The sequence below is a fragment of the Paenibacillus xinjiangensis genome, from assembly GCF_059686975.1.
Genome location: NZ_JCAALS010000016.1, coordinates 24,753 through 46,002, shown reverse-complemented (window position 1 = coordinate 46,002; position 21,250 = coordinate 24,753). Strand labels below are relative to the sequence as shown.

16 protein-coding genes are annotated in these 21,250 nt (G+C 48.5%); 2 read left to right on the top strand and 14 right to left on the bottom strand.

Translation table 11 applies throughout. The annotated features are described in order from the left end of the window. From sbnB to AC6ESP_RS16795, 4 genes are read right to left on the bottom strand one after another with little or no spacing between them, the layout of a single operon-like run. Positions 1-1,056, bottom strand: coding sequence for a 2,3-diaminopropionate biosynthesis protein SbnB (gene sbnB, locus AC6ESP_RS16810; RefSeq protein ID WP_497097881.1), 1,056 nt, complete (start codon positions 1,054-1,056; stop codon positions 1-3). Then, the gene (gene sbnA, locus AC6ESP_RS16805) at positions 1,053-2,024 is read right to left on the bottom strand and encodes a 2,3-diaminopropionate biosynthesis protein SbnA (protein ID WP_497097970.1); all 972 of its coding nucleotides are present in this window, start codon (positions 2,022-2,024) and stop codon (positions 1,053-1,055) included. Before sbnA ends, sbnB begins: the two co-directional genes overlap by 4 nt. A 1-nt stretch (position 2,025) precedes the next feature. Further along, complete coding sequence (locus AC6ESP_RS16800; RefSeq protein WP_497097880.1) at positions 2,026-3,888, bottom strand: IucA/IucC family protein; 1,863 nt, start codon at positions 3,886-3,888, stop codon at positions 2,026-2,028. Positions 3,889-3,899: 11 nt separating this feature from the next. Next, positions 3,900-5,669 carry an IucA/IucC family protein gene (locus AC6ESP_RS16795; protein ID WP_497097879.1) on the bottom strand — a complete coding sequence of 590 codons (1,770 nt, stop codon included), beginning with the start codon at positions 5,667-5,669 and terminating at the stop codon, positions 3,900-3,902. Positions 5,670-5,926: 257 nt separating this feature from the next. On the opposite strand from AC6ESP_RS16795, the gene AC6ESP_RS16790 reads away from it, so the two are divergent. Continuing rightward, complete coding sequence (locus AC6ESP_RS16790; protein ID WP_497097878.1) at positions 5,927-6,280, top strand: hypothetical protein; 354 nt, start codon at positions 5,927-5,929, stop codon at positions 6,278-6,280. 103 nt (positions 6,281-6,383) lie between these two features. Here the strand turns inward: AC6ESP_RS16790 and AC6ESP_RS16785 are convergent, their stop codons facing one another. The 9 genes from AC6ESP_RS16785 to AC6ESP_RS16745 all read right to left on the bottom strand — a co-directional run bounded on the left by AC6ESP_RS16785 (position 6,384) and on the right by AC6ESP_RS16745 (position 19,087). After that, entirely contained in the window at positions 6,384-7,556 is a 1,173-nt protein-coding gene (locus tag AC6ESP_RS16785; protein WP_497097877.1) for a benzoate/H(+) symporter BenE family transporter, read from the bottom strand. Positions 7,557-7,872: 316 nt separating this feature from the next. After that, entirely contained in the window at positions 7,873-8,055 is a 183-nt protein-coding gene (locus tag AC6ESP_RS16780; protein WP_497097876.1) for a hypothetical protein, read from the bottom strand. A gap of 251 nt (positions 8,056-8,306) precedes the next feature. Then, complete coding sequence (locus AC6ESP_RS16775; RefSeq protein ID WP_497097875.1) at positions 8,307-9,134, bottom strand: carbohydrate ABC transporter permease; 828 nt, start codon at positions 9,132-9,134, stop codon at positions 8,307-8,309. Next, positions 9,124-10,032, bottom strand: a complete 909-nt coding sequence (locus AC6ESP_RS16770; protein WP_497097874.1) for a carbohydrate ABC transporter permease — start codon at positions 10,030-10,032, stop codon at positions 9,124-9,126. Before AC6ESP_RS16770 ends, AC6ESP_RS16775 begins: the two co-directional genes overlap by 11 nt. Before the next feature lie 114 nt (positions 10,033-10,146). Next, complete coding sequence (locus AC6ESP_RS16765) at positions 10,147-11,469, bottom strand: ABC transporter substrate-binding protein (RefSeq protein ID WP_497097873.1); 1,323 nt, start codon at positions 11,467-11,469, stop codon at positions 10,147-10,149. A gap of 169 nt (positions 11,470-11,638) precedes the next feature. Further along, positions 11,639-14,779, bottom strand: coding sequence for a galactose-binding domain-containing protein (locus AC6ESP_RS16760; RefSeq protein ID WP_497097872.1), 3,141 nt, complete (start codon positions 14,777-14,779; stop codon positions 11,639-11,641). Between the two features lie 271 nt (positions 14,780-15,050). Further along, positions 15,051-15,788, bottom strand: a complete 738-nt coding sequence (locus tag AC6ESP_RS16755; RefSeq protein ID WP_497097871.1) for a response regulator transcription factor — start codon at positions 15,786-15,788, stop codon at positions 15,051-15,053. Then, on the bottom strand, positions 15,776-17,554 hold the full coding sequence (locus AC6ESP_RS16750) for a cache domain-containing sensor histidine kinase (RefSeq protein ID WP_497097870.1): 1,779 nt from the start codon (positions 17,552-17,554) through the stop codon (positions 15,776-15,778). The genes AC6ESP_RS16755 and AC6ESP_RS16750 overlap by 13 nt, the downstream gene beginning before the upstream one ends. Positions 17,555-17,731: 177 nt before the next feature. Then, on the bottom strand, positions 17,732-19,087 hold the full coding sequence (locus AC6ESP_RS16745; protein ID WP_497097869.1) for an FAD-dependent oxidoreductase: 1,356 nt from the start codon (positions 19,085-19,087) through the stop codon (positions 17,732-17,734). 164 nt (positions 19,088-19,251) lie between these two features. Here AC6ESP_RS16745 and AC6ESP_RS16740 point away from each other — a divergent pair, with 164 nt between their 5' ends. Further along, positions 19,252-20,274, top strand: a complete 1,023-nt coding sequence (locus tag AC6ESP_RS16740) for a LacI family DNA-binding transcriptional regulator (protein WP_497097868.1) — start codon at positions 19,252-19,254, stop codon at positions 20,272-20,274. 61 nt (positions 20,275-20,335) lie between these two features. On the opposite strand, the gene AC6ESP_RS16735 is transcribed toward AC6ESP_RS16740, so the two are convergent. Further along, complete coding sequence (locus tag AC6ESP_RS16735) at positions 20,336-21,106, bottom strand: sugar phosphate isomerase/epimerase family protein (RefSeq protein WP_497097867.1); 771 nt, start codon at positions 21,104-21,106, stop codon at positions 20,336-20,338. Between the last annotated feature and the right edge of the window lie 144 nt (positions 21,107-21,250).

Genomic DNA, 21,250 nt, shown 5'->3' with positions numbered 1-21,250 from the left:
CTATGCCCTCACCTCGCTGGATACTGCAGCCTGCTTCGCACTGAATAAATCTAATGTTGTGCCGACGCCATTAGACAGCGCTCGCCGGAAGATTTCATATGCGCTTGCGATATCTTCAACGGCCATGCCCATCGGATTAAGCACAATAATCTCATCCTCGTTTTCCCTGCCAGCTTTCGTGCCGCTCACGACCTCGCCTAACTCCGCGTATAGCTGCTCCTCCGAAAATTTGCCTTCCAGGACAAGCTGATTGAGCGTTTTCTTCTCTCGATTCGCCTGCTGCCAATCGTCTACGACTACCTTGTCAGCCTGCAGGAATACATCCTTGTGCAAGTCCATAATCGAAATATTGCTTACGAAGGCTCCTCTGCGAATCCATTCCATTGGGATATACGGCTGATCGACTACGGTACAGGTGATCACAACCTCGCCCTGCCTTACGGCGCCTTCTGCATTAGCTGCTATCGTAATGAGCACATGACTGAATCGGTCACTAAGCTCTTGCGCAAGCCGATGAGCAGACTCCGCAAACACATCGAACAGGTGAATTTCTGCAATTGCAGGGAACTGTTCCAGCATGGACAGCAGCTGCATACGAGCAATCGCGCCGCAGCCGATGCAGCTTACCGCACGGAAGCCGCTTTTGGCAAAATGACGGGCTCCGATGACGGATACTGCAGCCGTTCGCATGCCGCTTAATAAGCTTGCTTCCATAATGGCTACCGGATAATTGCTCTCTGGATCGTTAAGAATAATCACTCCACTTGCACGCTCTACGCCGCGTACGGTCGGATTATCATGCTTGCTGCCAATCCACTTCATACCCGATATAGGGGAATCGCCTCCCAGATAGGCAGGCATTGCGATAATGCGATCCGCAATATGTCCATTCGAGCCTTCAACGCGCAAGTAAGGCTTCAGCGGCTGCACATAATCCCCACTCGCATGCAGCGTCAACGCGTGGCTGACGGCTTCGACATATAGGTCAGAATGTCCGCCACCCAGCTTCTCTATATCTTCTCTGCTTAGATATAGCATAGACGTCCCAGCATTCATGCTTTTACCCCTCCCGTTTGCCATACTCCTCGCTGCTCATTCACCCATTGCTCGTCATATACACTGTCCATATACCGATCCCCGCGATCAGGCAGCACGGTAGCTATTCTCGCTCCGCGCGGGATGTAAGGCAGTATTTTCTTAAGTGCCGCAATAATTGAGCCTGACGATCCTCCCGCAAAAATCCCTTCTCGATCGAGCAGCTCATGGCAGCCCTCTGCTGATTCCAAGTCATTCACATAGACGACTTCATCAATCTCATCTCTGCTGAGCAGCTCTGGAACTCGGCTCGCGCCGATCCCTGGTATTTCCCTTGCGCCAGGCAACCCGCCGAAAATAACCGAGCCTGCTGCATCCACCGCAATGACTTTGACATGGGGGGAATCTTCCCGCAGTCGTCTGGAGAAACCAAGAATACTTCCCGTTGTGCTCACTGCACAGATCAGATAATCGATTGTACCAGGTAGCTGCTTCACCATCTCATCAGCAGCTGTCGTATAATAAGCCTTCCAATTAAGCTCATTGGCATATTGATTAATCCAATACGATTGTGGAATTTGCTCCAGCAGCTCGTTGACCCGCTTAATGCGGGTTTTCAAATAACCGCCAAGCTCATCCTTTTCCGTTACCATATCTATATTGGCGCCCAGACTCCGCATAATCTGAAGATTCGTCTTCGTGATTTTGGGATCGACAACGCAAGTTAATTTCAAGCCATTGATTTTGGCAACCATAGCCAGGCCAATACCCAGATTGCCCGAGGTGCTCTCGATAAGATGAGTATTCTCGTTAATAAGTCCACTATTTAACCCATGCTCAATAATGAAGCGCGCAGTGCGGTCCTTCATGCTTCCGCCTGGGTTCATCATCTCCATTTTGGCGAACAGCTCGATACCGGATTGAGCAAAAATACGAGTTAAATGCACAAGCGGCGTTCCTCCCACACATTCTACAACCGACTCCACCATATCACGCGTTTTTAAGACGGACTGTATCACCTTCATTAGCCTCCTCTAATTGCTTCAGCAAATATAATGGATTGCGTACGGCATGATTGCGCATGACATGCTCACCGAATAGCCGGCGCCTTGTCAATTGCCCGACATCAATGGTAGGGACGAATAGATCATATTTCTTGAAGCTCTCCTCATAAGCAGGGAACTGCTGCTGATAAGCATGAATTTGTTCAGAAGCAAGGGTCCAGAAGGCTAACTCCGCTAATCCGTAGTACCGCTCCAGAACCCAGCCAATTTCGGCTAGATTAATCTGGAAGAAGGAATCCAGTAGGAAATTTCTGATCTTGGAGACAACCTCCGTCTCCATAGGTGAGGTGCTGTAGCTGTTGGGATGCTCAGGATCAGAATCCCGCAATCGTTCTGTACGCAGCGGATCATTCTCTTCACGCTTGTAGAAGCGTACGCCTCCAGGCAGATCCTTAAGAGCAACGCGTAATGGAATGCCGTCACGATGAATCAGCACCATGTTCTGACCATGCGATTCCATTGCTACTCCATGGGCGAACAGCAAGTGGATAAGCGGTAGAATACTGCTATGAAACAGCTTGTTGACCCACTCTACAACCCCGTATCTCGTTACCCACTCCTGGATAAAAGGCACTCCGTCTGCGTCGATATGACATAAGGCTGTGAAGGGAACCGCTTCTTCTCTTGGCTTCAAATAATGATGGATATTTTCCCGCCAAATAGCGCCGAGCGTACCATAGGCATCCAGTCTAATCGGCTCTGGCAGCAGACCATAACGGAAGGAAACACCCACCGCTTCCTTCAGAATGACAAGACCCAGCTCCTCACCCAAATAAGCATCCTGCTCGACAATAGAGGCCAGCCAATCCGATAAAATCGGAGCATTGGTCACATGATGTGAACCTAATATGCGTACGGCAGACGTATTCGTAATGCTGATCGGCGCTTTCACATTCCATTTCGACTCATGTGATCGGTTCGATAACGTCCTGATCGACTGCTGAGGCGAATAATGATCATCCCCCTCTCCCAGCGGAACGATCTGACCACTCTCGATATAGCGAAAAAAAGCTTCTTGCACTTTCTCACGCCACTGCCAAGGATGCACAGGGATGAATACATAATCCGCCTCCACACAGCCGCTGCGGGATAAGATATCCGTGAACCGGCCATACGTCTGCGCCCCAAGCTCATTACGGATAAATGCCGTGAAGGACATCATGCTTGATGTCGCGACAATGACGAGCTCTCGGCGAACGGCAAGCCATACCAGCTTGAACTGAGGATTGAAATCAGGACCGTATGCTTCATTATCCTCTAGATCGAAGCCGATTCTGGATTTGAAGCAGGGATGATACGGATGGGCTTCCAGCACATCGCCTTCTAAGTCATCATATCCTCTTGGTCCACTCTTCCGATTAAGGTGAACATGGTAACGCGCTGCTGCTTCCTTCAAGAGCGTCTGTTCGAGCTCTTGCATAAATCGCTGTAGATGACGCGGCTCCTCCACGAGCGAAGCTGTTATTTCTTCCATAAATACAGCAAGATCATCTGCCTCTCGATGCTCATCACCCTGCACTCTGCTGATCGGCTTCTCCGTGGACAAGCGAATTCTGCCGAAGCCCAGCATCCGTCTGCCTTCACAGAGGTACTCCACTTGGCTTCCATCGGCGGCTTGGCCTGCAATGGTGTACGTTGCCCATCCCTCATTCTGCTGTTGTACTGCGACCGGCACCATATTCTCGTATATAAGCGCTTCTACGAATTGCCGGAGGACACGACGCCTTGCCGCCACATATTGCGCTGAACGGATAAACTCCGTTACATCTTTGCCGTTAATTATCGCCATACTCGATCCCCCTACTTTTTGGAAAAAGCATATAGTACATTAGGAATGCGATGATCTCTCTCACATCCCGGGCCCATCAGCCTCCGCCTAGCGAGCTGTCCGACTTCTACGAATTCCTCGAACAAATCATAGAAGTGGAAGGATTCTGTAAGCTCGGGCCAGCGCTGCTGATAATCGTGAATCGTATTCGCAGCCGCATCCCAGAATGCATATTCACTATGACCGTAATATTTCTCTAGAAACATTGCAGCCTCCGCCAAATTAACGAAAAACAATGAATTATGGACGACGTCACGAACCTCAATGGGCTTATCTGTCTCAGGCAGTGTGGAAGGGTCCGCGTTCACCCTATTGAACAGCAGCACCCCGCCGGAGAAATCCCGAACCGCCAATCGTTTGGGAATGCCCTGCTCATGGATTAGCACCAGGTTCTGGCCATGCGATTCCACTGCTACTCCATGGGCGTACATCAGATGGATGAGAGGAAGAACCGTTACCTCCAGCAGCTTACTTATCCAATTCTCCATGCCATAACGTGCTATCCAAGCGGCGATATAAGGCATTCCTTCTGGAGTCAGATGGCAAATGGCTGTATAGGGCACCGCTTCTTCATTCGGCTTCAAATAGGTGGAGATGCTCTCCCGCCATAAAGCGCCTAACATACCCAATCCGCTTGGCCGAATGGGCCCGGGCAGCCGTTCATAATTGAACGAGATGCCGTGAACTTCCCCCAGCATGATAAGTCCAAGCTCATTTCGCAAATATCGGTCTCCTGCAAGCAGCGTTGCCAGCTTCGCAGATACGATAGGGCCATTGCGTGTATGTCGGGGCAAAATAGTCCTTATAGACGACGTATTCAGAATCCCGAGCGATAGCTTCACGTTGGACTTCTGTTCGTATGTCCGGTTGGACAACGTACGGATAGACTGCTGCGGCGAGTATTCATCTTCTCCCTCACCTAGATAGACCATCCGCCCATCTGCCAAATACCGCTGAAACAGCGTAATGATCTTCTCCCTCCATTGCCAAGGGTGGACGGGAATAAGCACGAAATCGACCAACACATGTCCTCTGCGCTTCATCGTTTTTTTGAACCGGCTGTACGTTTCTTCTCCGAGCTCCTGCTGAATGAAATCATGATGGTCCATTGCCGATGACGATGATAGAGAAGCCAGTTCTTGGCTTACAGCAATCCAGATGAGCTTCAGCCCGGGATGAAATTCAGGTCCATAGGCTGCATTGTCCACCAGATCGAAGCCTATTCTAGATTTATAGCAAGGATGATAAGGGTGACCCTCGCCTACATCACCTTCAAGCTCTGCATACGTCCTGTTGTTTAATTCCTTGTGCTCGTGTTGATGATAACGAGACCATGCATCCTTAACTAACGTGTGCTCAACCTCATGAATGAATGAGCTGAGATTAGCTGGAGGCTCATCATAGATAGCCATGGTCTCGCTCAGGAATACAGCTAGGTCCCGAGCTTCATATTCGTCATTTCCCTCTCTTCTATGAATAGGATCTTCTGTCAATCGGAATCTTCCGAAGCTCAGCTTACGCTCGCCTTGGCAAACGTACCTCACTGCCTTGCCTTGATCATTCCATCCTCTTATCGTGAATTCGGTGCGCTGCCCGGTTATTGGACGTTCACTATGCTGGACTATACCTTCGTACATAAGTGCTTCCGCTAACTGGCGAAATACGCGCCGCTTAACTTCTTCATATTGCGAAGACGCAATTACTTGGGCTTCATGCGCCTCTGCGTGATGCTCCTTCGCCATTTACGGCATCTCCTCTATTTTCTTATTTTGATATTGATATTCATTATCAATGATATCCAGCATTTAGGAAATCGTCCATGTACATTTTTATCTTCTTTCATGGAATATTTAACCTTCGAGATGATTCAATGACCCCCTATTCACATAAAAGGCCAATCCAGTAGATTAAAAGTCTCGGTGACAAATATCCAGTCATAGAATAGCAGCTGTGCATAATATACCAAGAATAATATGAAGAAAAGGAAAGTGGTCGAGAAGTGAAACGAACATACAAAGCACGTACTAAAGCGATTCTTCCTACTGAAAGTGAAGCCACGAATGATTCCAGCCTACCGGAATATTCTCAAGCCACACCCGTCAATGAGAATCCTATGCCTATGCCCAATAGATTGAACGGGCTGGACGGCATTATGTCCATGATGGGCAGTGCCCAGAAGTTCTTAAGCTTCTTCCAACAGATGCAGCCTATGATCAAGATGGCAGGTTCGTTACTTGGCCCAAAAGCATTCCTATCGAGCCTACCTAGTGAGAAAACAAATAGTAAAAACAAAAAATCCTCAAAAGGATCTCGAGCAGCATCACCTTCTTACAATAGAACAAAGCGGAAATGAGCAGAACAATCCCTTATGCAGCAGCAATAAGACCTTGAGGATGTCAGGCCTCAAGGTCTTATTAACCTGCTTAGCAATGTGCTTGCAGGATACGTCGGCTCTTTTACATACCAGCTGTCTCTGGCTTGACCGGCTCGCCTTCCTTCAGCACTTTGGCAATCAGACAGCCAACCAGCAGTGACCAGACGGGAGAAGAAATACCGAGGAACGATACATTGGCAATGGCAATAATAAAGGTGAATAAAGAGCAATAGCGGTAAGAGGATTGTGAGAACACCGCTTGCAAATTACTAATCAGCACACCGGCTAGCGAGAAGCCCGTTAGCATGACAATAAACGCAGAAGGCAGCCTATTAATCAGCACCAGCATGCCGCCAGCGAATAGTCCGAATATAATAACGAGCACGCTGCACACGACTCCTGCCCAGATTCGATTCTTCTTCTCTCCAGCCTCATCGCTGCTGCATAAGGCTGTCATCATGCCCCCAACATTGACAGCATGTCCCCCGAAGAAACCAACAACCAGCGTACCCAAGCCCGAGATCATCACCGTTTTATTTACTGGCGGCTCATACCCGTTCTTTTTTAGAGCAGCTAGTGAGACTGCAATATCATTGCTGAGGATCAGTATCGCAATGGGAATTGAAATTGAAATCAAGCCGCCTGCCGTGAACACCGGGCTAATCACCTGCGGCATGCTGAATTCAGCTGCTTGAGCAGCGGGGAAGTCATACCACAGCAGCAGACCTATAATTCCAAAAACCAGCATTCCGAGCAATGGCGGAATCGCTTTGAACCATTTAGGTACGATAATGAAGCCAATCAAAGAGATTAGGCCAATTAGGGGCATCTCTTGGATCGAAGGAATGATAGCCACTACATAATGCAGCACGATTCCTGCCAGCATAGCGTCCAGTATGGGCCTCGGGATCAGCCCCATAAGCTTGCCGAATAGTCCAGTAGCTCCAAGCACAATAATAATGGCGCCAGCCATAACGAAGCTGCCTGCAAGCTCCTTCAGCGGATAATGCACCGCTGAAGCACTTAGAAAAGCAGCAGCTGTTATGGAATGACAGCCTGCGAACGGTATTCTGTACCGGAGGATGAGCAGTAAATTCAATGCGCCTCCAATGATGTATACCGCAAGCAGCCAAGACAACGCCTCAGATCTGCTAAGCCCTAACGCATCGGCGCATTGAACGATCAGCACAGCGCCACCGGTGCAGGCCATAATCGCCGATGTCAGACCGCTTGAAACATTTTTTATATTCAACATAGCTGTTCCTTTCCATCTCCGTTCCGTCAAAGCTGCGCTATCGCAGGGTGAAAATAACAGTACAAAGCTGGCTGTGACGCAGCCAGCTTTATGCACATTTATTTATTCTAATGTTTGCTGTACGATTTGTACAACCTCTTGACCTGTCGCGCACATCAATGCCTTAGCCACACTTCTTAAAGTACCGCCATTGAGCAATAATGAATCTCTTCTTTCCTAAAAAAAAGTCCAACCAGATTATTCTGTCATGGTTCAAGATATGGATTACGGAGTCTCAATCCATTGCTCGTCACCGCTTTCCAGCGTCTTAAGGGGCTCATTGCATAATCCTCCTGCGGCTCATGATGCTCCAGCACGTCGATATTGTCGAAGCGGATATGCTCGATTGATCTCCGTCCGTCTGGTGATAGGGAATGTAGGCAGCTAAAGGCAGAATAACCGCTTGCTCAATCTGATGTTTATGGCTTATAACGCGAACCTCCACCTTTACAGCCAACATCGTATATGAAAAGATTAGATGGGTAAATAATGTACCCTTGTTTCGTGGTATGCCAAATCTAATCATAAGCCCGCCCCTTTCTGGCTTAACAATAACCCTCTAAGTGAAAGCAATTATAACTAAAGATACTAAATCGCACCACTCTTCGCTATTATAAAATCTTTTGCTTGAAGAAATCACAACGTGAACATAACAAAACAGACTGCATCTCTGCAGTCTGCTCTTCATTCCGCTATTCCTTCCACTATTCCTTATTTCAATCCCGTATTCGCAATGCCTTCGATAAACTTGTTCTGCGCGAGGAAGAACACGACCAATATGGGGACTGTAGATATCGTCGAAGCAGCCAGCAGCAGCGGCCAATCCACCCCAATATCCGTAGTTAGCAGCGATAGCCCAATCGGAAGCGTGAACAGCTCCTTCGTGTTCAAATAAATAAGCGGTTCAAAAAATTCATTCCAGCTGTTCATGAATGTAAAGATGCTTACCGTTGCCAAAGCCGGTGTAGCAATTGGAAGCATGATAGAGCGGAAGGTCCGCCACGGTGTACTGCCATCCACTTTGGCAGCCTCGTCCAATTCAATTGGAACCGTAATGAGGAACTGGCGAACTAAGAAGACGCCAAACATCCCTCCCGCACCAAGCATCGGCGGAACAATCAACGGGAAATGCGTATCGATGAACCCAAGCTTGGACAGCCATGTAAATAAGGGGATAGTCGTGACCTCAGTTGGAATCATCATTCCGCTAAGCAGAAACAGAAAAATTGCATTTTTGAAAGGAAAGTTCAGTCTAGAAAAAGCATAGCCTGCCAGTGCAGAGATGAAGCAGGTGCCTGCCGTAACAAGCACTGCAATATATACGCTATTGAAGAAATAGCGGAAAAACGGCATTTCCGTGAATACTCGGATATAATTGTTCCACTCCGGCCTACTTGGAATCCACTGAGGCGGGAATAGGAAAACCTCGGAGTCTGCCTTCAAGGATGTGCTAACCATCCAGAAGAAAGGAAACAGCACGATAAAGGAAATAAGCGTAAGCACCAGATAGGCAGGTATATTGGACGTCTTATTGTTCATAGTGAACCCACCGCTTTCTCAGCTTCCACTGAACCAATGTCAGAAGCAGAATAATGGTGAACAGAATAAAGGCCAGCGCAGATGCATACCCGAATTCATACGAGCGGAATGCTTGTTTGAAAATATAGAAGACCATGACGTAGGTGCTCGTTCCCGGGCCGCCATTCGTCATGACATATATTTGTCCGAACACTTTCAGTGAACCAATGACCGTAATAATCGTTGTCATGAACACGGCTGGTGTAATCAGCGGCAGCGTGATCGATTTGAACGTCGCCCAGCGCGAGGCGCCGTCTATTCTGGAAGCCTCATAATAATCCTTAGGCACATCGTGCAAAGCAGCTAGAAAGATAACCATGTTCATACCTACACCTTTTAGAGTACTAACGATTATTACCGTTGGCATCGTCCAAACTTCCGAGAAGAGCCAAGCAATCTCCGTCCCGCCGAACATTCGGATGAGCAGATTGATTAATCCCCCGTCGGTAGAGAATATAAACTTCCAGACGATGCCCCATACGACAAGAGATACGACTACCGGCGTGAATATCGCAGTCCGGAACAATCCTATGCCCCATATTTTCCTTTTTAACAGCATGGCGAGAAGAAGAGATATTACGATATTCAGCGGAACAAGACCAGCCGAGAAATATAAAGTGTTTACAATCGTGTCCCAGAAGACAGGGTCATGATTCAAGGCTTTCACATAATTGTCAGCACCGATATAGGTGGTATCCCCGAATAACGACCAATTCGTAAAGCTCATAACGAACGCATACACGATAGGGCCAAACAAAAAAAGCAAGTAGCCTACTAAAATCGGGAGGATAAATAAATAGCCCATCCACATCTCTTTTGATTTTAAGCTTGTTAAACCCGCAGGCTTCCCTCCGGCCATCCGCGCTCACCTCCTATTGTGTTCAGATTGCCATTGTTCCATATCCTATGAGAGATTGCCTATTGAACGGGCAATCTCTCACATAGGCTCTATTATTATGGAGGTTATCTTCCCTTATTTGAGTAATGGATTGATGTTGTCTTCCATCACTTGCAGCGCTTCTTCGGTTGTCTTCGTACCGAGCAGAATCTCATCCATGTTGAACGTTACCTGCTCATCGATTTTGACCCAATTCGTATGGGAAGGCCGGATCGAGCTGTCAGCCATCAGATCGTATGCAGATACCTTCATCGTTTCTACCGTCGGGAATGCGAATTTATTCAAATACTCATCGGAGTACAGCACAGACTGTCTTTGCGGTACGAAAAACTCAGCGACCTTAGCTGCATTCTCCTTATTGCTAATAAATTTCAAGTATTGCAGCGCTTCCTCCGGATTGTCCGCATCTTTGAAGATCGAGTAGCCTGCGAAGCCAAGCGGTACTCTAAGGCCATGGTCCCCTGCCGGCAACGGAGCAATATCCCATTCAAAATCCACTTTATCGCGGTAAGCCGTTGTACGGGTTACGTTCTCGACGGCCATGCCAAGCTTGCCCGTGTCGAACGTCAGCTGCTCTCCAATGCTTGGATGTGCTTTCTTATCCAACAGCCCTTTAAATAGATTGATCGCTTTAGCCGTCTCTGGCGTGTTCATAGCGAATTGCGACTTATCCTCGTTAAAAATTTCGCCGCCCATCGCCCATATTAGCGGAGTCAAATTATCAGACCAGTTGGACGAGTTTTGGATAAACTTCACACCGTATACACCTTCCTGCGGCTTGGAGATCGCCTCAGCTGCTTTGACCAGCTCATCGTACGTCCAATTGCCCTCTTCATACAGCTGCATCGGTGTCTTTAACCCATTTGTCTCAAATAACGTTTTGTTGTAGAAAATAACCTGCGGCGGCGTAGAGAAGGGAATGCCGTACAGCTTATCGTCCTTCTCGAACGCAGTAAGGGTAGACGGCAATAGATCCTCGAATTCGTATTCTGCATCCGCTTTCAAGGATGAAACGTCGAGCAGCTGGCCAGCATTCATGAATTGCGGAATCATGCGCTCAGATATCCATACAATGTCAGGCGAGGTTTTGGTCGCTGCCATAATCGCCAGCTTCTGCTGGTAGTCGGCCCACGGGATGACCGTCGTTTTGATGATTACATTCGGATGAAGCTTGTTATATTCCGAAGCGAGCTCATCATACAGCGCAACCTGAGCATCACTGCCCCAAACCGACATATGCAGCTCAACAGGCTCATCTGTTTTGGCAACCGTATCCACGCTTGATGAATCGTTCGTATTCCCCTTATTTGCATTGCTGCTATTCGCATTTCCCCCGCATGCGCTCAGCAAGCCAAGCACCAAGACTAAAGTAAGCAAGACTAACCCATACTTTTTCATCTGTATACCCCTCTCCATGTTTGTAATCGCTTTCTATACTTAGTATAGAATTGCTAAGTATAAGAAAAAACAACTTGAAATCGAGAAAAACTATTGTATTTCGAGTTCCTATTCAGAAAAAGAACCTGCCCGAACAATATTTGTCCAGCGGCAGGTTCTGCTTCATTGCTTAAGAAACCTCATTGCTGGCTGAGCCAACGAATACCTCAATAATTCTAGCCGTTCCATCGTTGGCATTGCCATTGCCCCATGACGGACGGATAAAATAAAAGCGCAGGGTAGAGGTCGTTACCGGGGTGTCTAGATTTACCGTCGTATACTCCCCTAGAAAGGCGTCTTGTTCGTTATCTCTAACCTCGGCTATTGTCAGCCATTCCCCATTCTCATAAATCTGCAGATCAAAATCTCTCACATGCCAATTAGCTGACCCGATAACCGGTGCATGCCCGCTCCACAGCTTCACCTGGCTGATCGTTTGAGCACTCTCCCAATCCAGCCTCAGATAAGGGGTCTGAGTACCGCTCGATATCCACCGGGTATCCAAGCTTCCGTCAACAGCTCGCTCCTTCACATTCGTGCTGAGTGTAGAGTCAACTGACAGCTGTGCTGTTAGCGCAACATTATTAGTGATGTTAACCACAATCGTGCCTTGGCGTTCAACGCCATCCAGCTCTACCACAGTTTGCAACATAGCTTCTCCAGGCTGCAGCGCGGTAACAAGACCACTTGCATTCACGGACGCAAGTTCCGGTGTCAGACTCGAGAATGAAATTTCCGCATCATCCAGCTTCGCGTTCGCTCCCGTATTGTACATACCCACAACGGACAATTGGGCCGTCATGCCCGGCACCAGCTGCAGACGATTTGCCGTTACTTGGACAGTCGCAAGCTCCACAGGAGGGTAAGCCTCTATGCGCAGATAAGGATGATAGCTGCTGTCTGCTCCATTGTACAGCTCTGCCAAATAACCGCTGTCATCAGCATCCTGGGCAAAAGCCAGCGACATCATGCTGCCTCCATCCAGCTGATCTTGAACAAACATCGTCGCATCGAATACATACCAAGCATCCTGACCATTGTGGTGCAGCTGCGCAGTATCAAGCTTTTGACCAAGCTCTGGCGGGGACTCGCATTCATTCCACATGATGGTACTGCTATCCCAGTCATTATCGTCCACCGCATAGAGTGCAATGTCTGCACCCGACCCACCTACGGGACTCTCCAACGCTTGACCGTATACATACACCCAAGCGGTAGCAAGCTCACCTTCAATCCCATCAAGGTCAAATTGCAGGTAGCTTCTGGCCGATTCGTTATCATCCCCTCCCTTGACACGCAAGCGGTCAGCAGCAGGGGCTTGCACAGCGTTGTACTGTACACTAACTGCCTGAATAGCCGGAAGCTGCTCATCGACAACAACCTGATTCTCATAATTCGTACCGGCATTGCCGCTAATGTCATTGCCTGACAGCCATATATTAGTGCCATGAGTAATCAATACGCCATTCGCATTTCCCGTAATGATGTTGTCTTGAATGACTATATTTTCGGGTACACCTGCTCCATTTCCTCCGTCACTAGGATTTCCATCGTCTTTCAAGGCGATAATGCCCCAGAAGCCAGAGGCCGTATTATTTATAATCTGATTGCCCTTCACGATCGTCCCCGGCGCATTTTTCAAGCGTATGCCCTGACTGTTCGCTTTCGTAAATCCAGTAATCGTATTGTTCTCAATGATTGTATCTGGAGTACCCAAATACACCTGTATCCCATAGCGGCTCACATTCTCGATGAGATTGCTATGAATATAATTGCCTGGACCTGCAGCATCATGGGTAGCGCCCGGATTGCCGACACCGATGCCCGCTTCACCTCCACCGACAATATGGTTGTCCCGGACCTCATTCCTATATTCATCCTCGCCGTGAAAATCGATTGCGTCTAATGCAATGCTCGTGTATTCGTTGCCCGCAATGAGATTATTATGCGTGTAGGAATGGGCCATCGTGCCATGACGAAGATAAGGCCCGACAAAGGTATTGTTGCGGACGACATTAAATAAGGAATCATCCTCTCTGCCGAGCCTGCTCTCCTTCGATTTGCCCTCAATGGAAACGCCGTAACCATTCCCTCCCTCGGACAAGTCCGTCGCATTACGGAACAGTGAATTTTCCACAACGATATCATGACTGCTCGTAATGACGACACCAATCCGTTGATACTTCTCGATCGTCAGCCCATCCAGTGTAACGTTATAAGACGGCGAGCCGGAAGCAGCGGTAACCATAATGACCTGCTTAGGACCTCCACGATTCGGATTAGCGACTGTCGTACTCGAGGAGTAGCCTAAGCTCCAGCTTGACGTTATAGTCATCTGGCTGATCTTAATATTGTGTTGTCCCGCAATTCGGAATACGATTCCTTCATTCGTTGCATATTCGCCTTGACCATTAGCATGATCTGACATTAACACAACGCCTTCCTGGCTTTCACCACGCACCTGTACCCCGGATTTCAATATGAAATGGGTCACTCCATCCATATCTGCGCTTGTTAGCTGGTAATGTCCGTTGGGAAGATACACCTCGTCTCCCGGCTCTGCCGCTGCCAGTGCTGCCCGAATCGCTACCGCATCATCCGTTCCGCTATTCGCAGGATCAGCGCCGTAATTCACGACATTCAGCGTAGCTCCGCTCACCTCCATGGGCTCATGCGGCTCAAGCGGCGTGCCGTCCGGGTTATATAAGCCTGCCTTCGTTGGTACCGGGGCATTCGGATCTGGCCCCGTTGGTGGGATTACCAGCTCGAGCAACACAAATCCATCCGGATGCGGAGGGTAAACCTGAATTTCCGTAATGCTGGTCCATTCACTTGCTCCGCGCCCAACAACCCTTACATAACGGGCAGATACTGTCTCAAAGCCAAAGGCTTCTGCTTGAATTGTCGTGCCGCTGCTCTCGCCGCTATATACAAGGGTCCAATCGGTCTGATTCGATGACACTTCAATGTCAATCGTTTTGCTCCGATTGTCTCCCCGATAGAACGCGATTCCCAAATACGAGACCAATTGTTCCGATCCCAAATCCAGCTCGATCCACTGCCCGTCGTCATACGCCGACCATCTTGTCTGAATATCGCTGTCAATAGCATAGGCCGGGATATTCGAGTCACTGCCGCTGGCGCGATAGCCCTCAATCGTTAGTGGGGCTGCCGGAATTCCGCTTGCTGTGGCACCAGCCTGATTGACGCTTACCTCTATCAAACTTGTGACCAGTATTATCGAGATTAATAATGCTATAAGCTTATTCACTCTGCATAGCATATTCCTCATCAATCCCTTCCTCGATATCGTTGGAAAATCTGCTCAACCTAATTGTAAGCGCTACCATAAATTGGATTTACACGCCCACCTCCTAAGCTTGGAAATGGATTATTGTTGCCGCAACATTCATACTCCACATTAATCGGAAGCGCTTCACAATAAGTATACAAGGTCATCCTAGCAGCAAAATACAACGTGTTTTCGAGAAAAGCTACGGAATTCATAGGATATGCTGCGATTCCTTACGATCCTTACAACGTTAACTAATCGGTCTTTTTCTATATTCGGTAGGCTTCACTCCGCAATGCTGCCGGAACATCGCCATAAAATGATTGCTGCTTGCATAACCGCATAAATTGGCGATTTCGTATACTTTCAAATGCGTGCTTGAGAGCAGCTCCCGGGCTTTGTTCATCCGGCAAGCCGTCACATATTCCGAATAATTTATTCCGGTCTTCACTTTGAAGAGCGTGGATAAATATTGATGGTTAAGATGCACTTGTTCAGCGATAAACAGAAGGGAGACATCCTGATCTAGGCGAGAGACGACCAGCTCTTTGACTCTTCGGATCGTTTGATCCTCGTGAGCTGTTTCTTCCCCCGTCGTTACAGCTGAATTTTCACTATCCAGCCTCGCTTTTAAATTTAATAGAAACTGGGACAGCTCAATTCGATCTATGGGCTTCAGAATATAATCCGCCGCGTTGTAACGCATGGCCGCCTTAGCATAGGTGAAATCTTCATGTCCGCTAATAATCAACACGGGGAGGCTGGGGTACAGCTCACGAACATGCTGCAATAGCTCAATTCCATTCATCTGCGGCATGCGAATATCGGTAATAAGCAGGTCTACCGATTTCACTCGGAGAAGCTCCAGCGCTGCATAGCCGTGCTCCGCCTCTGCACATACTTTGTAGCCGCCAATTACCTCCTCGATCATTATTTTTAGCCCCTCTTGGATTTTCTTCTCATCTTCTACCAACATTACGTTGTACATTCCGATTCCCCCCATCGTATTGGCAGCCGAATAATCCATGTCGATCCCGAGCCCTCTTCGCTCTCTACGCTCAAACCGTATTCCGTACCGTACAGCAGCTGGATGCGATGATGAACATTTTTAATGGCATAGCCCTTCAGCGTATCTCCAAATTTGGGACGGGTACCGTCTCGATCCGGCTTGCTGAGCATCTGCTGCTCCACCTCCAGCAATCGCTGCCTAGTCATGCCTATACCATTATCTTGTACAGTAAGAAGCAAATTCTGGTCCAGAGCAGCTGCTCTGATCGTGACCGTTAATCCGCTGCTGCCCATCCCGTGTTCCAGTGCATTCTCAACGAGCGGCTGCAGCAGCAGCTTGGGCACAAGACAGGCTTCAAAGGACGGATCTATGTAGATCTCCGAGCTCAGCCTATCGGCATGCCTTGCTAGCTGAATTTGCAAATAGGCATTAACGAAGCGAATCTCCTCCTGCAATTGAACCGGCCTCTCCTGCTTGTCGACCGTATACCTGAGCATTTTCCCCAAACTTGTCATGATGTCGCTGATCTCAAGATTATTCAGCTTCAATGCCTGCATGCTGACTAGCTCCAACGTATTGTATAGAAAGTGCGGATTAATCTGACTTTGCAAGGCCGACAGCTCAGCTTCCCGTTCGCGGAGCTTCGTCTCATAGACCTCTTTGACCAGCCTCTCCACTTCCGTTACCATGACATTAAAGCCCCCAGCCAATTCCCCAATCTCATCGCGGCTCATCAATCTTAGATCGGCACGTTCTGCAAAAGCACCCCCTTGTACCTGTCGCATTCGCGATTGCAGATACCGGATCGGCCTCACTAGCTTCTCTGATGCGAAGATAGCCAGCAAGTATGCAAATACTAGGGATAAGAGCGATACTAGAAGCGTGAAGCCAACGATTTCCTTCCCGCCCTGCTGCAGATCAGCCATTGGGATAAGCCCATGAATATTCACTTTCGTTGATTTGGAATGCAGCGTTGTGTACAGATAAGTTTGATCGTTCCAGACCACTGTTCCGTTCCCAGGGTCTGTATCTGGAAAAGCAATCGGCTCATCAGGAAAGAGAACATCTCCATTCTCCTTCGTCAAATAAAATTGGCTATTGTTGCTCAACCATACGTCTGATAATAGCGCTTCAAGCTCCTTCATATTGAAATCAAGTTTGACGATTCCGATGCTATCGCCCGTTGCGGGGTGATTCAACACTCTGGCAGCTGAAATGACCCGATCCGTCCGTTTGTAATAGGTCGTCTCATGAGGAGCTATAATAACAAGCCTTCCTTCCGCATCCTCCACCTCTTGCATCCAACTGTTATCCTGCTTAATCCAGTAGCGCTGTGTCACGTTCTCCTCAACACTGAACATAATGCCGTCTCGTGTAAAAAATATCATTCTCTTAATTCCAGGCTGATTTAACGTCAGTGAGGATACGACTCGCGCCATCGCCGTAATTTCTGAGGACGGAATAAGCCTCTCCCCACCCGGTTCATCATAGCTATGCTTCTCTAGAATTTGTACAACATCATCGTTATACAACGGGGCGACCGTTATTCGGTTCGCGTCTTGTATCGTATTCTCCAAATTCATTTTTACTTGATTCATAATTTGCATGGAATAGGTCTTGGAGTTTTTTTCATTCTGCTCGGTAAATTTATAGTAGGCGCTTATTCCGCTTATTAGGAAGGGAATGGTAATGAGCAGGATGAACAGAATGATAAATTTCACCCTTATTGGAATGTACCACTTCATAACCCCACCCCCTTTTTTATGCAAGCGCCATCATTTTGTTGCCACAATCCTATACTCTTATAACAAGAGAAAAGGCCCCTCACTCGGTAGAAAGCTTGCATCCAATCCGAACGAGTAACCTCTTGTAAAAGTCTAGCATGTTCAACTTTATTCTTCAATCTATTCGAATGGCATTTGCTAGACGGTTTGACCACTCCGCAACAGCGCCCCGTTACGCATTAACCTCTCCTGCAGCTGTCCGATGTCCACTTGCTTAGGAGAGATATCCTGCTCCCAAGCTATCGCTGCTGCTGTGCCTGCAGCCTGACCCGTTGCCATGCAGCTTGGTGTCAGACGGGTTGTTGCCAGCGTCTCATGAGTCGTTGAAATACAGCGCCCTGCTACAAGCAGGTTATCCATCTGCTTCGGCAGCAAGCAGCGGTAAGGGATATCATAAGCCCCGTCGCCTTGTACCCATGCGGCATGTACGCCTTTGCCTGACGGATCATGAATATCAATAGGGTAGCCGCTTCGTGCAATGCAATCATCGAACGCACGTCCACTCACAACATCTTCAACCTGCAAGGAATAGAGCCCGTCTATTCTGCGACTCTCGCGGATGCCAATTTGCGCGCCAACGGAAGAGATCGAGGCCTTCTCGAAGCCTGGCAAGCTGCGGATCATGAAATCCGCTACCATGCGTACCTGTTTTCTTCCCTGCACTTCTCCTTCCGTCAAATCCTCTAGTTCTGTTCCATTCAGCCCTTGAACACGAGTGGTGTTGACGAGCACCTCGTCTGCTCCCGGTCCAGTGAAGAATAACACCTGATCTCTATTAATTGGCAATGCCGCTTCCTTCCAATGCTTGAAGTAACCTAATACCCCGGTTAGCGGCAGTTCCTCCAGCTCATTGAAAGGTGTGCTTTTATAAAACTCGTCTGGATGCTCAATCATATACCGTTTGACCTTCTCCAGATCAACGCCTCTCATCCGAAATTTCATCGTCATTGGCTGCGTCAGATTGTCGCTCTCACGCCCTTGCAAGCAAGGAGCGCCGGATAGATAGGCAAGATCGGCGTCTCCTGTCGCATCGATGAACTGCTTCGCCATAATCTCGTATTTACCAGATTTGGTAGCTAGCCTTACGGTTTCTATTCGACTATCTATGACCTGTACCTCGTCCATGAAGCTATGCAGCAGTACCTTAACGCCCGCCTCGCGCAGCATATCGACAATTAAAATTTTGTATGCCTCCGGGTCAAATGGCGTAATCATCCTTACAAAGCCTATCGTATCGCGGACGTGACCAGGGGAAGCACCTTCCGCCATCAAGCGGTCTACAATTTCCTGTGCAGTTCCTGCTATAACCTGTTTGCCATCCATCGTGTGGAAGGTCATCCATGGATAGACCAGAGCTGCGGTCGACATGCCGCCAAGAAATCCATAGCGCTCAATTAGAAGAGTCCTCGCTCCGCTTCTCCCGGCCGCCAGTGCCGCATTGATTCCCGCAGGCCCTCCGCCGCATACTACAATATCCGTCTCTAATGTCCTCATGCTTAACCCCTCCTCTGAAAGTACTATCAGTATAGAAGGAAGGGGGCTTCTAAAATAGTTTAACTTTAGTTTAAAATAGAGCTGTCTCTGTATGCGCGTACGAGGTGAACAGAAGCTGACGCCTGCTCAGACATTAGACTGGAAGAGGAAGGGGATTATACCACTTGGGAACACGAAAAACCGTTACGCTGCACGATCTATCCAAAGAGCTTGGCCTTTCGGTTCAGACCATATCCAAGGCGTTCCGAGGGCGAGCAGGCATGTCCGAGGAAACGCGGAGCCGTATCATGCGGACGGCCTTCGCTTGCGGCTATTTGACTGTCGCTCAAGCACGAGAGATGGTTAGCCGCGGCATCGCGCCTTATCCCACCTTCCAATATCGCTTTGTGCTTATTCAATCGCGCCAGTCGATGAATTACAATCTATTGCTGACAGAGGGATTACGAGAGAGGCTGGACCAATTGGAGCATCGGCTCGAAAGCTATGTCCTTGATGAGGATGTGCCCGACCACGCATTCTCAGAATGGTTAGAACAGCGCAATTTGCTGACAGCTGATGGTCTGTTCATTGCTCCAAGGCTGCTCTCAGACACCACAGAGCGTAAGCTATTCGAGCTGCCATTGCCGAAGGTGTTGATCAACTATCCGAGACCGCTGTCTCAGATTGACAGCGTCATTTGGGATGTCTTCGAGGCCGTCTGTATAGCTGTGGACAGGCTCGCACAGCTTGGCCATACCCATATCATGTATGTAGGCGATATTCACAGCCAGCGGGGATATACAAGAAGATGGCAAGCTTTTCAGGAAATGATGGAGGAGCTTGAGCTGAATTATGACGTGCATCGGCAGCTGACGGAGGAATGGGACAAGGCTATGCTGCATGCCAAGCTGCTTAGCCATCAACCAACCGCAATCATTGCCGGAATCGATGAAGATATCGAGAAGCTGTACGACAGCCTTACTTCCCTCGGGTACCGCATCCCAGAAGATGTCTCACTTATCGGACTTGCCAATGGACCGGTGGCAGCACTGCCGAATTTAAGCCGTCCCCAGCTGCTGATCAGAGAGACGGGATATAAAGCCGCTGATAAAATGCTGTGGCGCGTTGCCAATCTGAGCGAGCCCAATGAGCACATCCGGATTGCAGGTCCTTTCTACGAAGGACAGACCATTCGGCGCTTACCATGAGAAGCGCCGAATGGCTTGAGATACCTATCATTCACACTTCGTGTGCTTAGCCTGCCCCTGCCTACCCATTCATTGTCAGAGCGGACATCAGCTTATCCAGATTATTATAGCTGGTCCGCACGCAGCCTAACGGCTCAGCCGGGCATACATCCTGCTCAACGACGTACCATTCTACGCCACTTGCCTCTCCCCAGCGGATAATAGGCTCGAAGTTAATGACCCCCGTTCCGATTGCTGCAAAGGCCTGCTCCTCATCGGCAGTCATATCCTTTAGATGGATAATAGGCATTCTGTCTTTGTAAGGGTTCAGGAACTGGGCGGGCTCATAACCACTCTTCTGCAGCCAGTATACATCCAGCTCTGCGAGAATTTCATTCCCTCCAGCAGGGTCAAGCAGATAGGAGAGCGCGTTCTGATCCTCTATAACTGAATCAAATTCAAACGCATGATTGTGATAGCTGATTCGAATGCCTTCCTCCTTCAGTTGCTTAGCCGCTTGGTTCAACTCCGTCTTCACCTGCTTGTATCCGCTTGCATTTCTAAGCTCTAACGGAATACTGGGACAAATAATATCCTTGGTAGCAAACAATCTAGCATGGGAGACTACAGCATCGGTATTCGCAAGAATGTCATTGTAGCCCACATGCATACCTGCCGTCTTCAACTTAACCTCATCCATAACTGCCTTTAGCTCCACTGGGTCGTAGCCTTGGAAGCCTGCGAACTGTACACCTCTATAGCCCATTTGACTTATTTCGCGAAGTGTCCCTGGGAAATCAACCTCACATTCCTTACGAAGCGTATACAATTGCACCGCAATCTTATCCTTCAATAGGTAGCATCTCCTTTCGGTTCTATCCTCCTCAGTATAGATACAACCGGATAAGGTTTGAATGTCCGATTATCTTTTTGTTGACTTATTTTGCAAAAATTATGATAGTTAATATAGAGTGAAGTGATCTGGAGGTGGAATTAG